Here is a 21,331-nt window from a genome sequence, read left to right as displayed (position 1 = left end):
AAACCCGAGCTGGTCACATTAAAAGCGTAATGTCTGAGTTAGCATAGCAAATCTAGTCATAATAAGGATATTATCCGTTAAGATTCATCTTATTGGCCCAATTTTTTCCGAACGTTGCTATAGTCATTTAACATTAGCCTATTTTATGAGGCGGCAAGATGAATAATGATGCGCTAAGAGGGCTTCGTGAGAAAGCACCAGTAGAACCTCAGGACGACTTGCAGGCTTTGAGCCGCGCTTTTTCGTTGCCTAAGTTAAACTACATTGATATTTCGCGCCAGGAACGGCTAGCACAAATGATGGCCCGCTGGCCGCTGTTGGCGGAGCTAGCCAACAAGACGGGGAGTGCTTGATTCATGCCGATCATTGCACTGCAAGGGATTCGGGGCGGTATTGGCACCACGTCAATCACTGCGGCGTTAGCCTGGGCGCTACAGCAACTGGGCGAGTCGGTACTGGCAATTGATCTGTCACCGGACAACCTGCTGCGATTACACTTTAATATGCCCTTCGAACTGAACCGGGGCTGGGCTCGTGCAGAGCTGGATGGCACCGGTTGGCCGCAAGGGGCAATGCGTTACGGCAAAAAACTCGATTTTCTGCCGTTTGGCCGGTTAAGCGCGGCCGAACGGGTAAAAATACGGCAGCAACAGAGTGATAGCCCACAACGTTGGCATGATTTTCTGGCTCAGTTGCGTGCCTCTGGGCAGTATCGCTGGATCCTGCTGGATATCCCGGCGGGTGACGGTCCCCAGATTGAACAGCAGCTGGCGCTGGCCGACCAGGTTTTCCTGTTGCTCGGCCCCGATGCCAACTGCCATGCGCGCCTGCATCAGCAGCCGTTGCCTACGGGGTGCCACCTGCTGATTAATCACTACTCCTCGGCCAGCCCGTTGCAACAAGATTTGCATCAGTTGTGGCTGCAAACGCTGGCAGGTATGTTGCCGCTGGTGATCCATCGTGATGAAGCGCTGGCGGAAGCAATGGCGGTCAAGCAGCCGCTGGGAGAGTATCGGCCGGAAAGCCTGGCGGCCGACGAAGTGCTGACGCTGGCCAACTGGTGTCTGCTCAACCTGCAGGACGCCGAGGGATGAGCAGGATATTGAGCCTGCTGCTGGTGCCTCCCGTTCACCGGGCGGTGCAACAACGCTACCGCGCTTATCGCCATGCGGGGGCCCCGGCATTTACCGCTGGCCTCACGACCCTGATGGTGGCCATCGGCTGGCTGTTGCTGCGGTTTGAGTCCCCTAGTTGGCAAAAGGTGCAGGCAGGCCAAAGCTATTGGTTCCCCCATATTTCCCCCCATCGCCCACGCCCGGCAGACGTGCTGCGTTATTTGTTGCAGGGTTTTTGGCTGCTGGTGACCCATAGCGGCCCGGCCCCGATGGGGCGCTCCTACTTTGCCGGCTGGCACCGTTTGCAACTGCGCTATGCCAACTGGTTGCAGAGTTTACCGCAGCGTTTACAAGGGGCCGGTATGGAGGAACAGACGGTACAGCGCCTCAACCGGATGAATCACCGGGTACGGCGGGTGCTGTTTATTATTGCTGGCCTATTGGCCGGGCTGCTGGCTCTGCTGTGTATTTCTCAGCCCTTTGAACTGCCCGCCCAGTTTATTTTTGTGCTGCTGCTGTGGTGTATTGCCATGGTGGTGCGGCGTATTCCTGGCCGGTTACCCAGCCTGATGCTGATTGTGCTGTCGTTGACCGTTTCCTGCCGTTATTTATGGTGGCGCTATACCTCAACGCTGAACTGGGACGATCCGCTCAGCCTGACCTGCGGCCTGCTGTTGCTGGCGGCGGAAACCTATGCCTGGGTAGTGCTGGTGCTGGGATACTTCCAAACCGTGTGGCCGTTGAACCGCCAGCCGGTGCCGATGCCTGCCGACAGCAGCACCTGGCCGACCGTCGATCTGATGGTGCCCACCTATAACGAAGATCTGGGCGTGGTGAAACCCACCATCTATGCGGCGCTGGGCATCGACTGGCCGAAAGATAAAATCAATATCTATATTCTCGACGACGGTAACCGCCCAGAGTTTAAAGCCTTTGCTGCAGAGGTCGGGGTGAAGTACATCGCCCGGCCGACCCATGAACACGCCAAAGCGGGCAATATCAACAATGCGCTCAAGCATGCTAGCGGTGATTTTGTTGCCATCTTCGACTGCGATCACGTCCCCACGCGTTCTTTCCTGCAGTTGACCATGGGCTGGTTCTTTAAAGACAAGAAGCTGGCGATGCTGCAAACGCCGCACCACTTCTTCTCGCCCGATCCGTTTGAGCGCAACCTGGGGCGTTTTCGTCAGACGCCGAACGAAGGCACCTTGTTCTATGGGCTGGTGCAGGACGGCAATGATATGTGGGATGCCACTTTCTTCTGCGGCTCCTGCGCCATCTTGCGCCGTACGGCATTAGATGAGATCGGCGGTATCGCGGTGGAAACGGTGACCGAAGATGCTCATACCTCGCTGCGTCTGCACCGCCTTGGCCACACCTCGGCCTATATCCGTATTCCGCAGGCCGCCGGGCTGGCAACGGAAAGCCTGTCTGCCCATATCGGCCAACGTATTCGTTGGGCGCGCGGCATGGTGCAGATCTTCCGGTTGGATAACCCGTTACTGGGCAAAGGGCTGAAGTTTGCCCAGCGCCTGTGCTATGCCAACGCCATGCTGCACTTCCTGTCCGGTATTCCGCGCCTGATCTTCCTGACCGCACCGCTGGCGTTTTTGTTGATGCATGCTTACATCATCTTTGCGCCAGCCTTGGCGATTGCGCTGTATGTCCTGCCCCACATGATCCACGCCAGCCTGACCAACTCACGTATTCAGGGCAAATACCGCCACTCCTTCTGGAGTGAAATCTACGAAACCGTGCTGGCCTGGTATATCGCCCGGCCGACCACCGTGGCCTTGTTCAACCCGCATAAAGGCAAGTTCAACGTCACTGCCAAAGGCGGGCTAGTTACGCAAGAGCATGTCGATTGGGTGATCACCCGGCCTTACCTGCTGTTGGTGACACTCAATCTGGCAGGCCTGGGTTTTGGCGTGTGGCGCTTTTTCTACGGCCCGGCGGACGAGATGATGACGGTGGTTATCAGCCTGATTTGGGTGATCTACAACATGACCATCCTCGGTGGAGCGGTGGCCGTGGCGGTGGAGGCCAGACAGGTACGGCAGTCGCATCGCGTGGAGATCGCCATGCCTGCGGCGGTAGCCCGGGCTGACGGACATCTGTTCCCCTGTACGCTGCGTGATTACTCCGACGGTGGTGTGGGTATCGAAATGCGCGTACCGGATCAGTTGCAAGAGCATGACCAGATTGCGCTGCTGCTTAAACGTGGCCAGCAGGAGTTCAGCTTCCCTTGCGTGGTGACGCGATCCCATGGCCGCTCGGTGGGGGTCCGTTTGGTCGAACTCTCAACCCGCCAACATATCGAATTTATTCAATGCACCTTCGCCCGGGCCGATACCTGGGCACTGTGGCAAGACGCATTCCCGGAAGACCGGCCGGTGGACAGCCTGCGGGACGTACTGATGCTAGGTTTTCACGGCTACCGGCGCATGGCGGACTATGCGCCGCCAACGATGCGCAAGATCCTGGTCGGCCTGACCTCGCTGGCCACCTGGATCCTGTCATTTATTCCGCATGGCGTAGGAAGAGGCCGCGCTCCAACGGCCCCAGAGACGGTGGCATAGGCAACCGCCCGTTCGCATGCCCTGCGAACCGGCCCAAAAGATGATGATACGATGACGAGAAAAATAAACTGGTTTACCGCGCTGGCCTTAGGCATCAGTAGCTTATCTCAGGCGGAAACGGCCCCCACTCCAGCGGCTGGCGTGACTCCGCCTGCGAGCACCGTGGCCGAAGCTCCGGTCACCGTACCTATGGGAGTGGCGGTGCCGCAAGCACCCGATGCGCCGGTGCGTGATGTAAAACTGCCGTTTACCGAGGTGGCTCCACCGCCTGGCACCTTTATCCTGCGTGGCACTCGCCCTGAAGGCCAGATCGAGTTTGGCGTGCGCAGCGACGAAGTGGTTTCGCAGGCGCTGTTGGATCTGGAGTTTACCCCTTCACCGTCGCTGATCCCGGTGGAGTCGCACGTCAAGATCTACCTCAACGATGAGTTGATGGGTGTCACCACCATTACCAAAGAGCAGTTGGGTAAGCCTAATCGTGTCCAGTTGCCGATCGATCCGCGCTATATCACCGATTTTAACCGCATTCGCCTGGTGTTTGTCGGCCATTACCAGAACATCTGTGAGAACCCGGCCAACAGCACGCTGTGGCTGGACGTCAGCAAATCCAGTTCGCTGAGCCTGCGTTACCAGACGCTGCCGGTGAAAAATGAGCTTTCCCACTTCCCGGAACCCTTCTTTGACAGCCGCGACGATCGGCCATTAACGCTGCCGATGGTGTTTGCTGGCCAACCCGATCTGGAACAACAACGGGCGGCGGGGATCCTGGCCTCCTGGTTCGGCACCCAGGCGCAGTGGCGCGGTCAGTCCTTCCCGACGCTGTTTAACCGTTTACCGAGCCAGCACGCTATCGTGTTTGCCACCAATAAACAGCGCCCGGATTTCCTGAAGGATTACCCGGAGGTCAACGGGCCGACGGTGGAGATGATTAGCCACCCGGATAACCCCTATGTGAAGCTGTTGTTGGTACAGGGCCGTGATGATAACGACCTGATCACGGCGGTGAAGGGCATCGCGCAGGGTAATATCCTGTTCCGTGGCCAGAATCTGAGCGTGGATAAGGTTGAGCAGTTGGCCGTTCGCCAGCCGTACGATGCGCCAAACTGGGTGCGTACCGATCGGGCGATGAAGTTCAGCGAACTGCAGCAATATGCCGAGCAGTTGCAGACTAACGGCGTCGAACCCGGGCCGATCTCACTGTCGATGAACCTGCCGCCGGATCTGTTCCTGATCCACAGCAGCGGCATCGATATGCAGCTGAAATACCGCTACACCTCGCCGCGTATTGAGGATGGTTCTCGCCTGAGCATCAGCCTGAACAATCAGTTTGTGCAGTCCTATGCCCTGGTGCCGGAGCATGAGAAGGGCGCACAGCTGTTGCGTTTGCCGCTGGCTCAGGGATTGCTCGATTCCGACAAGGCGGTCAATATTCCGGTGCTGAAGTTGGGGGCGACCAACCAGTTGCGCTTTGACTTCGATTACACCACGCTGCTGGCCAGCGGTGCCGAAGGGCGTTGCGAAACCTATTCTTTGGTGCCGAACCATGCGGTGATCGACGGCAATTCCACCATCGATTTCTCCGGTTATCGCCACTTTATCACCATGCCCGATCTGCGCGCCTTCGCCAACGCCGGTTTCCCTTTCAGCCGTCTGGCAGATCTGTCGCAAACGCTGGTTCTGGTGAACAAACAGCCGCAGCCTGCCCAGGTGAGCGCCTTGCTCAACGCCATGGGTAACATGGGGGCGCAAACCGGCTATCCAGCGCTGGCTTTCTCGCTGTCCGATGACTGGTCGCAGGCCAAGGAAAAAGACGCCGATATCCTGCTGATCGGCACCATTCCGCCGGAGCTGCGTAATGACAAGAAAATCAACCTGCTGGTAGAAGCGACGCTGAGCTGGGTGAAAATGCCGATGCGCCAACTGCCGCTGCCGAGCATGGATGTACAGCAGGATGACGCTACGCCAGACAGCAAAACCACCATCAGCTCGGAAGGGGCGATGGCGGCGGTGGTCGGTGTGCAGTCCCCGTTCCACGATCAACGCAGCATTGTGGCCCTGCTGGCAGACAGCCCACGGGGTTATGAACTGTTGAATAATGCACAGCTAGACAGCGGCAAGCGTGCGGCGATGTTTGGTTCGGTGGCCGTGATCCGTGAGTCCGGTGTCGATAGCTTGCGCGTGGGGGATGTTTACTACGTTGGCCATCTGCCATGGTGGGAACGTATCTGGTATGCGTTGTCGACGCATCCGCTGTTGCTGGGCGCGATAGCCGCGCTGGTGGTGGTGATGGCGGCCCTGTTGCTGCGGCGTGGTCTGAAGGCCTTTAGCCGTCGTCGTCTGTCACCGGAAGATCGGGATTAATTGCCATGATGGGGATCTGCCTGCGCCGCCTGCTGCCTGGCCTGATGCTGCTGTGTGCGTTCAACACGGCGGCAACCTGTGATTGGCCTGCCTGGCAGCAGTACCAACAGTTTTATCTCAGCGAGGAAGGGCGGGTGATCGATCCCAGCAGCCCGAAGCGCATCACCACGTCCGAAGGGCAGAGCTATGGGATGTTCTTCGCGCTAGTGGCCAACGATCGGCCTGCCTTCGATAAGCTGTTGGCATGGACGGAGAACAATCTCGCCTCTGGTGACCTGAGTGCACATCTGCCCGCCTGGCTCTGGGGGCAGGACGATAACAAAGCCTGGAAGGTGCTGGACAGCAACTCGGCTGCCGATGCGGATCTGTGGATCGCTTACAATCTGCTAGAGGCGGGGCGGCTGTGGCAAAGCCGCCGCTATCAAACATTGGGCACGCTGTTGTTACAACGGATTGGCCGTGAAGAGGTGGCGAATATCCCCGGTTTGGGTCTGATGCTGCTGCCGGGCAAGATGGGTTTTGTGGCCGAGGATCGCTGGCGCTTGAATCCCAGCTATTTACCGCCGCAGTTGCTGGCCCGCTTTGCCCAATTGAACGGGCCGTGGCGAGCGATGCAGAAAACCAGCCAGCGGTTGCTGCTGGAAACGGCTCCGCAAGGATTTTCCCCAGATTGGGCCGAGTGGCAATCTGGCAAAGGTTGGCAGCCCGATCCCGTCAAACCCAATATCGGCAGCTATGACGCCATTCGTGTCTATCTCTGGGCTGGGATGTTGGCGGACGACGATCCCCATAAAGCGGCGCTGGTGAAGCAGTTCCAACCGATGATGCGCCTCACCGCCCAGCTTGGCGCGGTGCCGGAGAAGGTCGATACCGCCAGCGGGAAAACCAACGGTACGGGCCCGGTAGGCTTCTCCGCCGCACTGTTGCCGCTGCTGGCTGCACAACCCGATGCCCTGGCGGTGCAACGCCAACGTATTCAGGATAACCCTCTGGGTAATGATGCTTATTTCAGCGCCTCTTTGCTGCTGTTCGGCCAGGGATGGGATCAGCAACGCTATCGTTTCAATCGTCAGGGTGAACTTCAACCCGCCTGGGGTAGCCAATGCGCAACTTCACACTAGGCTGGCTAAGCCTGTTTCCTTTAAGCCTGGCTCTGTTGCCACAGGCGCAGAGTGCCGAGAGCGTTGCCCCGGAGCAATGGCTGCTGGAGCAGGTGCGCATCGGCGAAGCCAGCAACAAAGATGAGCTGGTGCGTCAATCGCTGTATCGGCTTGAGCTGATGGACCCGAATAACCCTGACGTGATAGCGGCGCGTATGCGCCTGGCCCTGCGGCAGGGTAATCAGGTTTTGGCGCAGCAACAGCTGGATAAGCTGAAGGGGGTGGCACCGCAATCGCCGGTGTTCCGCCAGGCAGAAATGAACATGCTACTGACCCAGCCGGAAACCCGCCAGAAGCTGCAACAGGCACGCCTGATGGCGGCCGCAGGGCGCTTGCCAGAGGCAAAAGCTCAGTACGATGAACTGTTCCACGGTAATCTGCCAACGCTCGATCTGGCGGTGGAGTATTGGCGTCTGGTGGCCAGGCTACCCGGCCAGGAATTAGCAGCGACACAGCAACTACAGGCGCTGGATCGGCAATATCCCGGCAACATCACGCTGCGCATGGCGCTGGCGCGGATGCTGTTCAGCCAGGATCGCGACGCTCAGGCCTATGAGTTGTTACAGCAAGTGGCGGCCGATCCCGCAGGCCGCAGCTCTGCGGCGGATTTGTGGTTGGAACAGGTCAAAGCGTTGCCGGTCAGCCCGCAGAGCGTGGCAGCGTTGAACCGCTTCCTCGGCGTGTTTGAAAGCGGTGAGCAGGCGCTTGGCGCACAGCAGGAACTGGCCCGCCAGCGGACGCTGTTGGCCGATCCGGCCTATCGCGCGCGCATGACCGGGCTGGCGCAGGTGAATAAAGGCGGCGGTCGTGCGGCAATCCCGGAACTGAAAAAAGCGTTATCGAGTGCGCCTAATGATGCCGAAGTGCTTGGCGCACTTGGCCTGGCCTATTCCCGTGCCGGCAACCGGCAGCAGGCCTTGAGCCTGTTCCAGCAGGCGCAGAAGGCGGACAAGGATAACTACGACAGCAGCAAATGGCAGAGCCTGATCAAAACCACCCGTTACTGGCTGGCGATCGATGCGGGCGACAAGGCGTTAAAGGCCAATAACCTGCCGTTGGCACAGCAACAGTACCAGCAGGCACGGCAGATTGATAACGGCGACAGCGATGCGTTGATCGGCCTGGGCGACGTTGCCGTAGCCCGTAAGGATGATGCTGCCGCCGAGCGCTATTATCAGCAGGCTCTGCGTCTGGATCCGGCCAGCGGTAGCGCGGTGCGGGGCTTGGTGAATATCTACCAGCGGCAGTCGCCACAAAAAGCGCTGGCCTACCTTAATGGTCTGCCTCGCGGGCAGCAGAACAAGCTGCGCAGCACCCTCGACGGGCTGCAACTGGATATGCTCAAACAGCAGGCCGACGAACTGGCACAGCGCCAGCAGTGGCCAGAGGCGGCGGAAAAGTACCGGCAGGCGCACCAGAAGGATCCTGATGACGTCTGGCTGACCTATCACTATGCGCAAACGTTGCGTCAGGCCGGGCAACCGCAGCAGGCCGACGTGCTGATGCGTCAACTGGCCGCGAAGAAGTCCGGCGATCCGCAGCAGGTTTACGCCTATGCGCTGTACCTGGCTGGCAGCGATCGTGATAACCAGGCGTTGGCCCAGTTGAATACATTGCCCAAAGCGCAGTGGAACGACGGGATGCGTGAAATGGCCCAGCGCTTGCAGATGCAGGCCACGCTCGATCATGCCGAACGGCTCCGAACAGCCGGTGATGAACCCGCAGCAATCGCCTATCTGCGCCAGCAGCCCCCGGCAACGCGCATCGACCTGACCTTGGCAGACTGGGCACTGGAGCGGGGAGCATATGACGAGGCACTGGCGGATTATCAGCGGGTGCGTGCGCGTGAGCCGAATAATCCGGATGCACGGTTGGGCGAAATCGAAGCCTATGTGGCGCAAGGTCAGCTGAGCGAGGCACGCCAACGGCTGCAAACGGCACCAGCGCAACCGGATGAGTCGATCAATGGCCAGCGCCGTGTTGCTAATGCCTGGACGGCAGTGGGTGAACCGCAGAAAGCGACCGATATTTTCAAACAGTTAAAAGTGGCCGCCCAGCAAGAGCCGCCGGGGCAGGCTAAAGCCTTGGTATATCGTGATGCCGCCAGGCTGGAGCAAAAGCAGTTGCAACCTCAACCGGCGCAGCAGGATTATCGCCAGGCGATGGTGGCCAGCGGTATTGCGCCAACGGTACCTGAGGATAATGACGGTTATACCCGTCTGACCCGCAATAACGCGACGGATGACTGGCTAAAACGCGGCATTCGCTCCGATGCCGCCGATCTCTATCGCCAACAGGACGTCAGGGTCACGCTCGATCACGACTACTGGCGTTCGAGCGGCACCGGTGGCATCTCGGATTATCAGGCGCATGACACCATGTTGCAGGTGGATATGCCGCTGTATGACGGCCGGGCGTTCCTGCGTTCCGACACCGTCCAACTGAATGCGGGCAGTTTCTCGACCGATAATAACGGCAAGTACTTCGAAACCTTTGGCACCTGTAACACACAGGGTTGCCGCGGTGACGAACGGCAAAAAACCACCGGCACCAGCGTGGCGGCCGGTTGGGCCAACGACCATTGGCAAACCGATATCGGCACCACCCCGATGGGATTTGAAGTGGTGGACTGGGTCGGCGGCGTGGCCTATAGCGGCGACTGGAACCATATCGGTTGGACGCTGGGCGCCTCGCGGCGGCCGATTACCAGCTCGCTGTTGGCCTTCGGCGGGACGCGCGATCCGAACACCGGCACTACCTGGGGTGGCGTGCGTGCTACCGGTATCAACCTGAGTGCCAGCTACGATCGCGGTGAAGCCAACGGCGTGTGGGCCGATCTCAGTGCTCATCAGCTTACCGGCCAGAATGTCGAGGATAACCAGCGCCAGCGCTTGATGGCCGGTTATTACTATAAGGTGATAAACGAAGATAACCGCCGCGCCACCGTTGGGCTGAGTACCATGCTCTGGCACTATCAGAAGGACTTGAGCGGTTACTCTCTTGGGCAGGGGGGTTATTACAGCCCGCAGCAATATGTTTCGCTGGCGGTGCCGGTGAACTATCGCCAGCGCACGGAAAACTGGTCGTGGGAAGTGGGGGGCTCGGTGTCGATTTCGCACTCGAAAACCAACGATGAAAAACGCTATCCCCTGCAAGGACTGATCCCAGATTCTCTGCCAGACAAGGACGCGGTGGAAAGCGGTGGCTCCTCCTCCGGCGTAGGTTATACGCTGCGAGCCCTGATCGAGCGCCGCCTCAGTTCCCATTGGACGCTGGGGGCCGGCATCGATATTCAACAGGCTAAAGACTATACCCCGAGCCATGCGTTGATTTATCTGCGTTATTCGCTCGCCGGTTGGCAGGGCGATCTCGATCTGCCACCGCAGCCGCTGACGCCGTACGCCGACTTCAAGTAACGTGAAATTGGTCGATTCGTGGTGTCGCCCACAGGGTAGTTTTGCTACCCTGTGGCTATTCCGGCTAGGATAATACCGAAACCCGCGCTTTTCCTGCTGCCACCAAGCGGTTGGTAAGGTAAACACGTGGGGCAATCGAGTATACTCAAGCCGCTTACCCAGCAAGCAATATTTCCCCTTACCCAGCCCCTCCTTGCAGGAACTGATACGGCGCTGCGGTCAGGCACAAGAGTTAGGTTTTAGCACATTCACTCCCTTCGCCCTGTGGGAGAGGGTCAGGGTGAGGGGCGTCATTGATTAATCTAGGAGTGCAGGTTTTTGCGGGTCAGGCGTTCATTAACGATTAAGCAGATGGCGGCGGTGTCTGGTGTGGCACTGGTGACGATCTGTATCTTCATCGTGATCCAGCTATTCCACTTTGTGCAGCAGCGCAGAGATGACTATGCCCAGCAGTTGGAGAATGTGGCCCAGGCCGTGCGTCAGCCGCTGGCAGAAGCCGTGCTGCGGATGGATGTGCCGGAAACCAAACGCGTGCTCAACTCTCTGCAGCCGGTGGGGATCCTCACCCGAGCGGATATCGTCCTGCCTAACGAGTTTCAGGCGCTGCATGCCAATTTCCCGCCGGAACGCCCGGTCCCTGCGCTAGTGGCGCGTATCTTTGAGCTGCCGGTACAGATTTCGGTGCCGCTCTATTCGCTTGAACGGGTGCCTGCCAATCCTCAGCCGCTGGCCTATCTGGTGTTGCAAGCCGATTCGTACCGCATGTATCAGTTTATCCTCAGCACGCTATCGACCATGTTGTCGACCTATCTGCTGTTGGCGCTGATCCTGTCGATCGCCGTTAGCTGGTGCATGAACCGGCTGCTGGTTTATCCATTGCGAGCCATGGCGCGCGAACTGGAAAATGTCCCTCAGGAAGATCTCCCTTACCACCAACTGATGTTGCCAGCCCAACATCAGGACGATGAATTAGGCTTGCTGGTGCGCAATTATAATCGCAACCAGCAAACGCTGGCCAAGGCGCATACCGCCATGAGCCGCCTGAGTACCCATAACTCGATGACCGAATTACCCAATCCGGTGCTGTTTGCCGCGCTGCTTGAACAGCATATTGCTGCCAGTATGCGGCCAGCGCGCTTTAATCTGTTGGTCGTGGGGATCGAAACCCTGCATGAAGCCTCCGGCGCGCTGAACCCATCCATGCGTGAAGCACTGTTGCTGACGCTGGCGAAAAAACTGCGTCAGGTTATCGGTGTGGACTGCGTGCTGGCACAGCTGAGCAATGCCGAGTTTGCCATCCTGGCGAAAAATATTGAGCAGCCCATTCACGCCATGCAGTTGGCCAGAAGAGTGATGGTGGCCATCAATGCACCGCTGAACCTGCAACAGAAGATGCCGCTGCGGCCAAGCGCCAGTATCGGTATTGCCCATTATCCCAATTCGGGGGAAAGCGCGGAGCAACTGCTGCGTAGTGCCACCTCGGCCATGATGTCGGCGCATCGTGAGGGTAAAAATCAGATCCTGTTCTTCGAGCCCTGCCTGACCGAAAAAACCCAAAAGCGTCTGACGCAGGAAAGCGAGATCCTGCTGGGCATTGAGCAACGTCAGTTTGCACTATTCCTGCAACCGCAGTGGGATATGCAAACCAATCAGGTGACCGGCGCGGAAGCTCTGCTGCGTTGGCAACTGCCCGACGGACAGATTATTCTCCCGGCGGATGTGATCCCGCTGGCGGAGGAGTTGGACGTGATCGTGCCATTGGGTAACTGGGTGCTGGAAGAGTCATGTCGTATTCTGGCCGCGTGGCAATCCCAGGGCATCACGTTGCCGTTGGCGGTAAATATTTCGCCGATCCAGCTGCAGCATAAAGACTTTGTGCCTCAGTTGAAACGGCTGCTGGACGAACACCAGATCGACCCGCATAAGCTGCTGCTGGAAATCACTGAGACGGTGCGTATCCACGACCTTGATGGGGCGTTGGAACTGCTACGGGAATTGCATGATTTAGGTGTGTCGATCGCCTTGGATGACTTTGGCATGGGCTATGCCAGCCTGAATTACCTCAATCGTTTGAAATCCTTGCCAATTGATCTGATTAAAATCGACAAAAGCTTTATTGATGGGCTGCCGGAGGACGATGCGATGGTGCGGATCGTCAGCTCGATTTCCGAGGTGCTTCATCTGCCGGTAATGGCGGAAGGGGTGGAAACCACGGCGCAGCGAGACTGGCTGTTACAGCACGGCATTCGCACTGGCCAGGGCTTCCTGTTTGCCAAGCCTTTACCCCGCAAGGAGTTTGAAGCGCGGTTTGCCTCCGTTGCCAAAGCGTGACCTGTTTTACCAAGCGCTGATTTTTTATCCTCCCTCCTGGTACTTTTCAGGCGGGAGAGGCCGCTTTATTTCCCTGTCAAAAACTAGTTTCTACCGCTACCTATTCTGAGTTAATGCAAAGAAAAGCTTCCGTAACGCTGGAACTTGTACACTGACTGACGCGTTTCAGCTCTTAAATTCACACCAATATGCCTGTACTACGGCAACAATTTATTTCCATGTTGTTATGGGGGTGTTATTTTCCGCGCAAGCGATAAACAGGACGGACGAGTGATTGCCCGCCTGCCGCGTTGTCCCCCCCAAAGGATGTGCTAATGAAAACAACTATATTTAAGAGCCTCTATTTTCAGGTGTTAACAGCGATTACGCTGGGGATCCTGCTTGGCCATTTCTACCCTGAACTCGGTGCCCAGATGAAACCCCTGGGCGATGGATTTGTTAAATTAATCAAAATGATTATCGCTCCGGTGATCTTCTGTACCGTGGTGACCGGTATCGCGGGCATGGAGAGCATGAAGGCCGTGGGCCGTACCGGGGCGATAGCCCTGCTGTACTTTGAAATCGTCAGTACCATTGCGTTGCTGATCGGCCTGGTGATCGTGAACGTGGTGCAACCCGGTGCCGGGATGAACGTCGATCCGGGAACGCTGGATGCTAAAGCGGTGGCGGTCTATGCCGAGAAGGCTTCTGAGCAGGGGCTCGTGCCTTTCCTGTTGGATATTATCCCGGGAAGCGTGGTGGGTGCCTTTGCCAGCGGCAACATCTTGCAGGTGCTGCTGTTTGCGGTGCTGTTCGGTTTTGCCCTGCATCGCCTGGGTGAGAAAGGCCAGGTGATCTTTAACGTCATCGACAGCTTCTCCCGCGTGATCTTCGGCATCATCAACATGATCATGCGCCTGGCACCGCTGGGGGCCTTTGGTGCCATGGCGTTCACTATCGGTAAATACGGTGTGGGCACCCTGCTGCAACTGGGCCAACTGATTGTCTGCTTCTATGTCACCTGCTTACTGTTTGTGGTGGTGGTGTTGGGCTCGATTGCTCGCTACAACGGCTTCAGCATCTTCAAATTTATTCGCTATATCAAAGAAGAGCTGTTGATCGTACTGGGGACCTCGTCTTCCGAATCGGTGCTGCCACGCATGCTCGATAAAATGGAAAATCTGGGGTGCAAGAAATCGGTAGTGGGTCTGGTGATCCCGACGGGCTACTCGTTCAACCTTGACGGCACTTCGATCTATCTGACGATGGCGGCGGTGTTTATCGCCCAGGCCACCAACACCCATATGGACATCATGCATCAGGTGACCTTGTTGGTGGTGCTGCTGCTCTCCTCTAAAGGGGCAGCAGGGGTGACCGGCAGTGGTTTTATCGTACTGGCAGCGACCATTTCGGCGGTAGGGCATTTACCGCTGGCCGGTCTGGCCCTGATCCTCGGTATCGACCGCTTTATGTCCGAAGCCCGCGCCTTGACCAACCTGGTTGGTAACGGCGTGGCGACGATAGTGGTGGCCAAATGGTGTAACCAACTGGATGAAAAGCAGCTGCAAGACGTGCTGAATAACAGAACAGATAAGGTTTCTACTGACAAACAGCTGCCTTCTGCCTGAGTTTTTTCCTGCCTTCAACATCGGCTGCCATGGCAGCTGATGTCATTTCCCCTTGCTTCTTGTTCATTTTTTCTCCATAACACCCTACAGCTATTATTTTTCACTGTGATGAGTGACATCCGCCAAGGCGCGCGGTCTAACAGAATGGTACACTTTGCGCTTTCCGCCCTACGGTGAAACTCAGGGTGTGATCGTTGCTGTGCCACGCACAGTTCAGGCCGTACTCGTTAACATCGTGGCGAGACGATGCCTTATATTCCAATGAACGGAATATCCGTATTTGCATAAAAAATTGGCTAGTCATTAAGTAGGGGTTCACATGCAGGGCACCAGAATTCGTCTTTTAGTGGGTGGGCTGCTGTTGGTTGCGGCCAACGGCAGCGTGCACGCTGAAGCGCTACAACCTGATCCTGCCTGGCAGCAGGGGCAGCTGAATAACGGTTTTTCTTGGCAGATCCTTGATACACCACAGCGCCCGAGCGATCGCGTTGAGTTAAGGTTGATGGTCAATACCGGATCGCTGGTGGAATCTGCCCAGCAGATCGGTTTTGCCCATTTGCTGCCGCGTATTGCGATTACGCGCAGCGAGAGTTTTACCCAGCCTCAGCTCCAGTCGCTGTGGCAACAGAGCGTGGACAGTGAACGGCCATTGCCGCCAGCCATTAGCTCTTATGATTTCACCATCTACAACCTGAGCCTGCCCAATAATCGCCCCGATCTGTTGAAAGAGGCGCTGGCCTGGCTGGCAGATACCACGGGTAAGCTGGCTATCGATGAGCCAACGGTAGAAGCGGTGATGAACTCCAATATGGATCCTATCGGTATCTTCCCGCCGGATCCCAAAGACAGCTGGTGGCGTTATCGCCTGAAAGGCTCAACGCTACTGGCACACGATCCGGGCCAACCGGTCAAGCGGCCGGTCAATATCGAACAGCTGCAGAAATTTTACCAGCAATGGTATACCCCGGACGTCATGACGTTGTACGTGGTGGGTAAAGTTGATAGCCGTAGCCTGACCGAACAGATCAACAAGGCGTTCTCGCCTCTCCAAGGCAAGCGCGAAGCGCCGGCAACCATGCCAACCCTGACTCCACTGCCGCCGCAGCCGGTCAGTCTGATCAGCGATCAGGTGAAGCAGGATACGCTGTCGATCATGTGGGATACGCCATGGCATCCGATTCGCGATTCGCAAAGCCTGAGCCGTTACTGGCGCAGTGATATGGCCCGTGAAGCCCTGTTCTGGCACATTCAGCAGGTGCTGCAAAAGAGCGAGCAGAAAAACATCAAGCTGGGCTTCGACTGCCGGGTGCAGTATCAACGCGCCCAGTGTGCGATCCATCTGAATTCACCGAATGATAATCTGAACAACGGCCTGGCCTTTATTGCCCGCGAATTGGCTAATGTGCGTAACAACGGCCTGTCTCAGGATGAGTTCAATGCCTTGCTGGCACAGAAAACCGATCAGTTGAGCAAACTGTTTGCCACCTATGCCCGCACCGACACCGATGTGCTGATGAGCCAGCGTCTGCGTTCACAGCAAAGTGGCGTGGTGGATATCGCTCCGGAGCAATACCAGAAGCTGCGTCAGGCCTTCTTGTCGTCACTGACGCTGGAATCGCTGAATCAGGAACTGAAGCTGCAACTGTCGCAGGATGCCACCTTGGTGCTGTTACAGCCGAAGGGGGAGCCGGAGATGAATATGAAGCAGCTCCAGGAAACCTATAACGGGATCATGGCGCCAGCACCGGCCGTGGTGAGCGAAGAGCCAAAACCGGTGGATGCGGCTACCGCAGCACCGGAAGCCAGTGCACAGTAATCATTGCCCCTCACCCCAACCCTCTCCCACAGGGAGAGGGAGCTGCCCGGAGAGCCTAGTTAGGCCGTGCAGCTTCGGAGAGTTGGGAGTAAAAAGAAAGGCAGGTATTACGCAGAGAAATCAACGAAACCAAGGTGAGTCAGCCGGTGCTCAGAAGGAACACGACATTATCAGCCTAACTCGATCGGTCCCCTTGTATGTTTAAAGACACTTTAATTACCCATCCAAAGGCGGGTAGACTTTAACCGAGTTGTACCTGATGCCACAGCCCGTTTCTCCCACGGGGAGAGGGAGCTGCCCGGAGAGCCTGGTTAGGCCGTGCAGCTTCGGAGAGTTGGGAGTAAAAAGAAAGGCAGGTATTACGCAGAGAAATCAACGAAACCAAGGTGAGTCAGCCGGTGCTCAGAAGGAACACGACATTATCAGCCTAACTCGATCGGTCCCCTCTCCCTGTGGGAGAGGGTTAGGGTGAGGGGCCTAGTTGCGATACAGTACCTTGATGATGTGATAGCCGAACTGGGTTTTCACCGGGCCATAGGGCTTGAGCAACGGGATGCTGAACACTGCCTTATCGAAGGCAGCGACCATCGTCCCCTTATTAAATTCACCCAGGGAGCCGCCGTTGCGCTTTGACGGGCAGCTTGAGTATTTGCGCGCCAGCGTGTCAAAGCTGACGCCGCGCTTGAGTTTGGCCAACAGCTCGTTGGCTAGTGTTTCGTTATCCACCAGGATGTGTAGCGCGCTAGCGGTCTTTGCCATCTTAATAATCCAATCAGTCGTGCAGAATTTTTCGCCATTATACCTGCTTTACCCTATGAATTTCGAGTTGTAGCTAGGCGACGGGTATAAATCTGAGCGGCGCTTTCTGCTACAATCCTTCTCCCCTGCACTCCAATATTGAGCAATAAAGCGCCATGCGATTAAACCCCAGCCAACAACAAGCCGTCGAATTCGTTACCGGGCCTTGCCTGGTACTGGCCGGTGCCGGTTCCGGCAAAACGCGTGTGATCACCAATAAAATCGCCCACCTGATCCACCAATGTGGCTATCAGGCCCGGCATATTGCCGCCGTAACCTTTACCAACAAGGCGGCGCGTGAGATGAAAGAGCGTGTGGCGCAAACCATGGGGCGCAAAGAGTCGCGTGGCCTGATGATCTCCACCTTCCATACGCTGGGGCTGGAAGTGATAAAACGCGAATATGCCGCGTTGGGGATGAAGTCCAACTTCTCGCTGTTTGACGATCAAGACCAGCTCGCGTTGTTGAAAGAACTGACCGAGAAGTGGCTGGAAAACGACAAGACGCTGGTGGCACAGCTGATCTCGACCATTTCCAACTGGAAGAACGATCTGGTGGATCCGCAGCGGGCAATGGGGCTGGCGCGCTCAGAGAAGGACAAGCTGTTCGCCCACTGCTACGGGTTGTATCACGACCATATGAGAGCCTGTAACGTACTGGATTTTGACGATCTGATCCTGCTGCCCACCTTGTTGCTACAGCGTAATGAGGAGGTGCGTGAGCGCTGGCAGAACCGTATCCGCTATCTGCTGGTGGATGAATATCAGGACACCAACACCAGCCAGTACGAACTGGTGAAACTGCTGGTGGGTAACCGCGCACGCTTTACCGTGGTGGGGGATGACGATCAGTCGATCTACTCCTGGCGCGGTGCGCGTCCGCAGAACCTGGTACTGCTAAAGGAAGATTTTCCGGCGTTGCAGGTGATCAAGCTTGAGCAGAACTACCGTTCCAGCGAACGTATTCTGAAGGCCGCCAATATCCTGATTGCCAACAACCCGCACGTCTTTGAAAAACGCCTGTTCTCGGAACTGGGCTACGGCGAAGAGTTGAAGGTGGTCACGGCCAACAATGAAGATCACGAGGCCGAGCGGGTGGTGGGGGAACTGATCGCCCATCACTTTGTGAAGAAAACCAATTACGGCGACTATGCGATACTCTATCGCGGAAACCACCAGTCGCGTGTGTTTGAAAAAATGCTGATGCAGAACCGCATTCCGTACAAGATTTCTGGCGGCACGTCGTTCTTCTCGCGCCCGGAAATCAAGGATTTGCTGGCCTATCTGCGGGTTTTGACCAACCAGGAAGACGACAGCGCCTTCCTGCGTATCGTTAATACGCCGAAGCGGGAAATCGGCCCGGCGACGCTGCAAAAGTTGGGGGAGTGGGCCAATCAGCGTAACAAGAGCCTGTTCCACGCCAGCTTCGATCTTGGACTGGGCCAGTATCTGACAGGCCGGGGGCTGGAGTCTTTACAGCGTTTCACCCACTGGATGGAAGGTATCATCCAGATGGTAGAGCGTGAGCCGGTGGCAGCGGTGCGCGATCTGATCCGCGGCATCGACTATGAAAGTTGGTTGTTTGAAACCTCGCCCAGCCCGAAAGCGGCCGAAATGCGTATGAAAAACGTCAACACGCTGTTTGGCTGGATGACCGAGATGCTGGAAGGCAACGATCTGGACGAACCGATGACGCTGACCCAGGTGGTCACGCGCTTTACGTTGCGTGACATGATGGAGCGTGGCGAAAGCGATGAAGAGCTGGATCAGGTACAGCTGATGACCCTGCATGCTTCCAAGGGGCTGGAATTCCCCTATGTGTTCCTGGTGGGGATGGAAGAGGGGTTATTGCCGCATCAGAGCAGCATTGACGAGGATAATGTCGATGAAGAACGGCGTTTGGCCTATGTGGGGATCACCCGCGCCCAGAAGGAGCTGATTTTCACCCTGTGTCGCGAACGTCGCCAATACGGTGAGTTGGTGCGGCCTGAACCCAGCCGTTTCCTGTTGGAACTGCCGCAGGACGATCTGGCCTGGGAGACTGAACGCAAAGTAGTTAGCCCGCAGGAGCGTATGGAGAAAGGCCAGAGCCATTTGGCCAGCGTGAAGGCGATGTTGGCCAAGGCCAAGGGCGGTAGCTGAGGTTCGGGGCGCGAAAACGCCCTGTTGCTATTACTCATTACGTAAAGTATCTACGTAGGCCTGATAGACATAGCTTTTACCTCTCACTCGACCTGTAGTTTCCACCAGTATCCCCGCATTCTCTAGTGCTTTAAATTAACCATTCTCCAGATGTAACCAGACCGGACATAGCCGATAGTCTAGCTAAAGCCAATTCAGCTCGATTATTGAGTTCCTGATAGGATTTGGCAACAATGGGCGGAGCAGTTGGTGGTAAAGGCGCAGGTACGAAGGCATTGACTGTTTCCTGATGACTCTGAGGTGTCACAAATCGACCAGAAATACGCTTCATTAAAACCCCCTTTAATAAGATTGTGCGTTATTAAACTATTCTTTAATAACATAGGGAGTCATTAAAAGTCTCTTTAATTAGCCTTGTTACCACGCTACCTCTTAGGACGAAGCCAGCCATTGAGTTGCGCTTTCACATAAAACGGTTAAAGAGACTGTTGCAGAAAAGGGGGGAATTCTCTTAGGACTGCTCTTCCAAAAACAGCGGCCAGTGGGCATAGCTCTGCCAGTGGCTTTCCTGATCCAGCGCCTCTGCGCGCAGCGGATGTCGCTCTAACCAGCCGTGCGGCAAAATCACATGCAACTCTTCATCGTTGGCACGCAGGCGTACCGCGGGCAGGGTATCGTCACGGCGGCGGCTGGCAAAGATGATGGCCAGACGCAACAGACGACACATGCGCTGTGCCACGCGGGGCGGCACGGCGTTTTGTTGGCTCAGTAGCGGCAGATCGAGGGCATTGCTCTGGTTTTGCAGCAGGGTGGCTAACAGTTTTTTCTGCGCCGGGGTAAAGCCGGGTAAATCAAGATGGCTGACCAGATAGGCGGCGTGTTGAGGAGCCTGTTTGAAATCGACGCTCAGGCCGATTTCGTGGATCAGGCAGGCCGCATGCAGTAGCTCACGACATCGCGTATCCAATTGCCATTCGTTGGTGGTTTGCAAACAGAAGTTCGCGGCTAACTGGCTGACGCGTTCGGCCTGCTCGATATCCAATAGGTAACGGCGTTGCAGGTTACGTAACGTACGGCTGCGGATATCCTGCTCGACCGGCAGATGCAGCATGCCATACACCAGCCCTTCGCGCAGAGCGCCACCGGCCAGCGTCATGCTTTCAATGCCTAACTCCTGGAAAATGGCCAGCAGTATCGACAGGCCGCTTGGGAACACCAAGGCACGTTCCAGCGTCAGCCCTTCGATTTCCAGCTCTTCCAGCTTGCCACACTGAATGGCGCGTTGTTTCAACTGCCGCAGCTTGGGCAGGGTAATACGTTCGTCCATCCCCTGCGCCACCATGATTTCCTGTAGCGCTTGCACGGTACCGGAGGCGCCGACGCAAATCTGCCAGCCATGTTGACGAAGTTGTGGGGCGATCGGCCGCACCATTTCACGCGCGGCCTGTTCGGCGGCTTCGAAGTTATCCCGCTCCAGATTACGATCGCTGAAGAAGCGTTCGAGCCAGGTGACACAGCCCATTGAAAGGCTATACAGCTGCGCGGCCTGCGCCCCTGTACCTACGACCAACTCCGTGCTGCCACCCCCGATATCGACCACCAGACGCCGATCCGGGCCGCCTGTGGTATGGGCAACGCCGTGGTAAATCAGGCGGGCTTCTTCTTCGCCGCTGATGACCTGAACGGGGCAGCCAAGGATAGTTTCGGCGGTTTGCAAGAACTCGGCTGCGTTATTAGCCAGGCGCAGCGTTGCGGTGGCGACGACCCGAATTTGATCGCGCGGGATATCCTGCAGGCGTTCCGAGAACAGCCGCAGACATTGCCAGCCGCGCTGCATAGCTTCCTGTGACAGGTGATTGTGCTGATCCAGCCCGGCCGCCAGGCGCACTTTGCGCTTGATGCGAGCCAGCGTCTGGATACTGCCAGCCACCTCACGTACCACCAACATATGGAAACTGTTGGAACCCAGATCGATGGCGGCATAGAGGGTGCTGGAACCTGGCATAG

General features: G+C 56.9%; 13 protein-coding genes. 10 read left to right on the top strand and 3 right to left on the bottom strand.

Going from position 1 to position 21,331, the window contains the following annotated elements:
* The first annotated feature begins 158 nt into the window (after nucleotides 1-158).
* The 9 genes from bcsR (at nucleotide 159) to D9980_RS18905 (ending at nucleotide 16,385) form a co-directional block, all read left to right on the top strand.
* Entirely contained in the window at nucleotides 159-353 is a 195-nt protein-coding gene (bcsR, locus tag D9980_RS18945; RefSeq protein ID WP_121608118.1) for a cellulose biosynthesis protein BcsR, read from the top strand.
* A 3-nt stretch (nucleotides 354-356) separates the two neighbouring features.
* Nucleotides 357-1,094, top strand: a complete 738-nt coding sequence (gene bcsQ, locus D9980_RS18940; protein ID WP_121608117.1) for a cellulose biosynthesis protein BcsQ — start codon at nucleotides 357-359, stop codon at nucleotides 1,092-1,094.
* On the top strand, nucleotides 1,091-3,694 hold the full coding sequence (bcsA, locus tag D9980_RS18935; protein ID WP_121608116.1) for a UDP-forming cellulose synthase catalytic subunit: 2,604 nt from the start codon (nucleotides 1,091-1,093) through the stop codon (nucleotides 3,692-3,694). The genes bcsQ and bcsA overlap by 4 nt, the downstream gene beginning before the upstream one ends.
* A 51-nt stretch (nucleotides 3,695-3,745) precedes the next feature.
* Complete coding sequence (gene bcsB, locus D9980_RS18930) at nucleotides 3,746-6,055, top strand: cellulose biosynthesis cyclic di-GMP-binding regulatory protein BcsB (protein ID WP_121608115.1); 2,310 nt, start codon at nucleotides 3,746-3,748, stop codon at nucleotides 6,053-6,055.
* A gap of 8 nt (nucleotides 6,056-6,063) precedes the next feature.
* Nucleotides 6,064-7,176, top strand: a complete 1,113-nt coding sequence (bcsZ, locus tag D9980_RS18925; RefSeq protein ID WP_121609048.1) for a cellulose synthase complex periplasmic endoglucanase BcsZ — start codon at nucleotides 6,064-6,066, stop codon at nucleotides 7,174-7,176.
* The gene (gene bcsC, locus D9980_RS18920) at nucleotides 7,158-10,631 is read left to right on the top strand and encodes a cellulose synthase complex outer membrane protein BcsC (protein ID WP_121608114.1); all 3,474 of its coding nucleotides are present in this window, start codon (nucleotides 7,158-7,160) and stop codon (nucleotides 10,629-10,631) included. Before bcsZ ends, bcsC begins: the two co-directional genes overlap by 19 nt.
* Nucleotides 10,632-10,949: 318 nt before the next feature.
* A complete protein-coding gene (gene hmsP, locus D9980_RS18915) occupies nucleotides 10,950-12,962 on the top strand; it encodes a biofilm formation regulator HmsP (protein ID WP_121608113.1) in 2,013 nt (670 codons plus the stop codon).
* 314 nt (nucleotides 12,963-13,276) lie between these two features.
* On the top strand, nucleotides 13,277-14,569 hold the full coding sequence (locus D9980_RS18910) for a dicarboxylate/amino acid:cation symporter (protein ID WP_121608112.1): 1,293 nt from the start codon (nucleotides 13,277-13,279) through the stop codon (nucleotides 14,567-14,569).
* A 319-nt stretch (nucleotides 14,570-14,888) separates the two neighbouring features.
* Nucleotides 14,889-16,385, top strand: a complete 1,497-nt coding sequence (locus tag D9980_RS18905) for a pitrilysin family protein (protein WP_121608111.1) — start codon at nucleotides 14,889-14,891, stop codon at nucleotides 16,383-16,385.
* A 477-nt stretch (nucleotides 16,386-16,862) separates the two neighbouring features.
* On the opposite strand, the gene ppiC is transcribed toward D9980_RS18905, so the two are convergent.
* Nucleotides 16,863-17,144: a peptidylprolyl isomerase PpiC gene (gene ppiC / locus D9980_RS18900; RefSeq protein WP_021181563.1), complete on the bottom strand. Its 282-nt coding sequence runs from the start codon at nucleotides 17,142-17,144 to the stop codon at nucleotides 16,863-16,865.
* Nucleotides 17,145-17,299: 155 nt separating this feature from the next.
* On the opposite strand from ppiC, the gene rep reads away from it, so the two are divergent.
* Complete coding sequence (gene rep / locus D9980_RS18895; RefSeq protein WP_121608110.1) at nucleotides 17,300-19,324, top strand: DNA helicase Rep; 2,025 nt, start codon at nucleotides 17,300-17,302, stop codon at nucleotides 19,322-19,324.
* A gap of 130 nt (nucleotides 19,325-19,454) precedes the next feature.
* On the opposite strand, the gene D9980_RS18890 is transcribed toward rep, so the two are convergent.
* Together D9980_RS18890 and ppx are read right to left on the bottom strand one after the other, a co-directional pair.
* On the bottom strand, nucleotides 19,455-19,655 hold the full coding sequence (locus D9980_RS18890) for a hypothetical protein (RefSeq protein WP_202913964.1): 201 nt from the start codon (nucleotides 19,653-19,655) through the stop codon (nucleotides 19,455-19,457).
* Nucleotides 19,656-19,835: 180 nt separating this feature from the next.
* A complete protein-coding gene (gene ppx / locus D9980_RS18885; protein WP_024484190.1) occupies nucleotides 19,836-21,329 on the bottom strand; it encodes an exopolyphosphatase in 1,494 nt (497 codons plus the stop codon).
* Nucleotides 21,330-21,331 lie beyond the last annotated feature (2 nt).

This window comes from Serratia sp. 3ACOL1, assembly GCF_003668775.1.
GTDB classification, from domain to species: domain Bacteria; phylum Pseudomonadota; class Gammaproteobacteria; order Enterobacterales; family Enterobacteriaceae; genus Chania; species Chania fonticola.
Note: the sequence above shows the minus strand (reverse complement) of the source record. Positions and strands in the feature narration are given on the sequence as shown.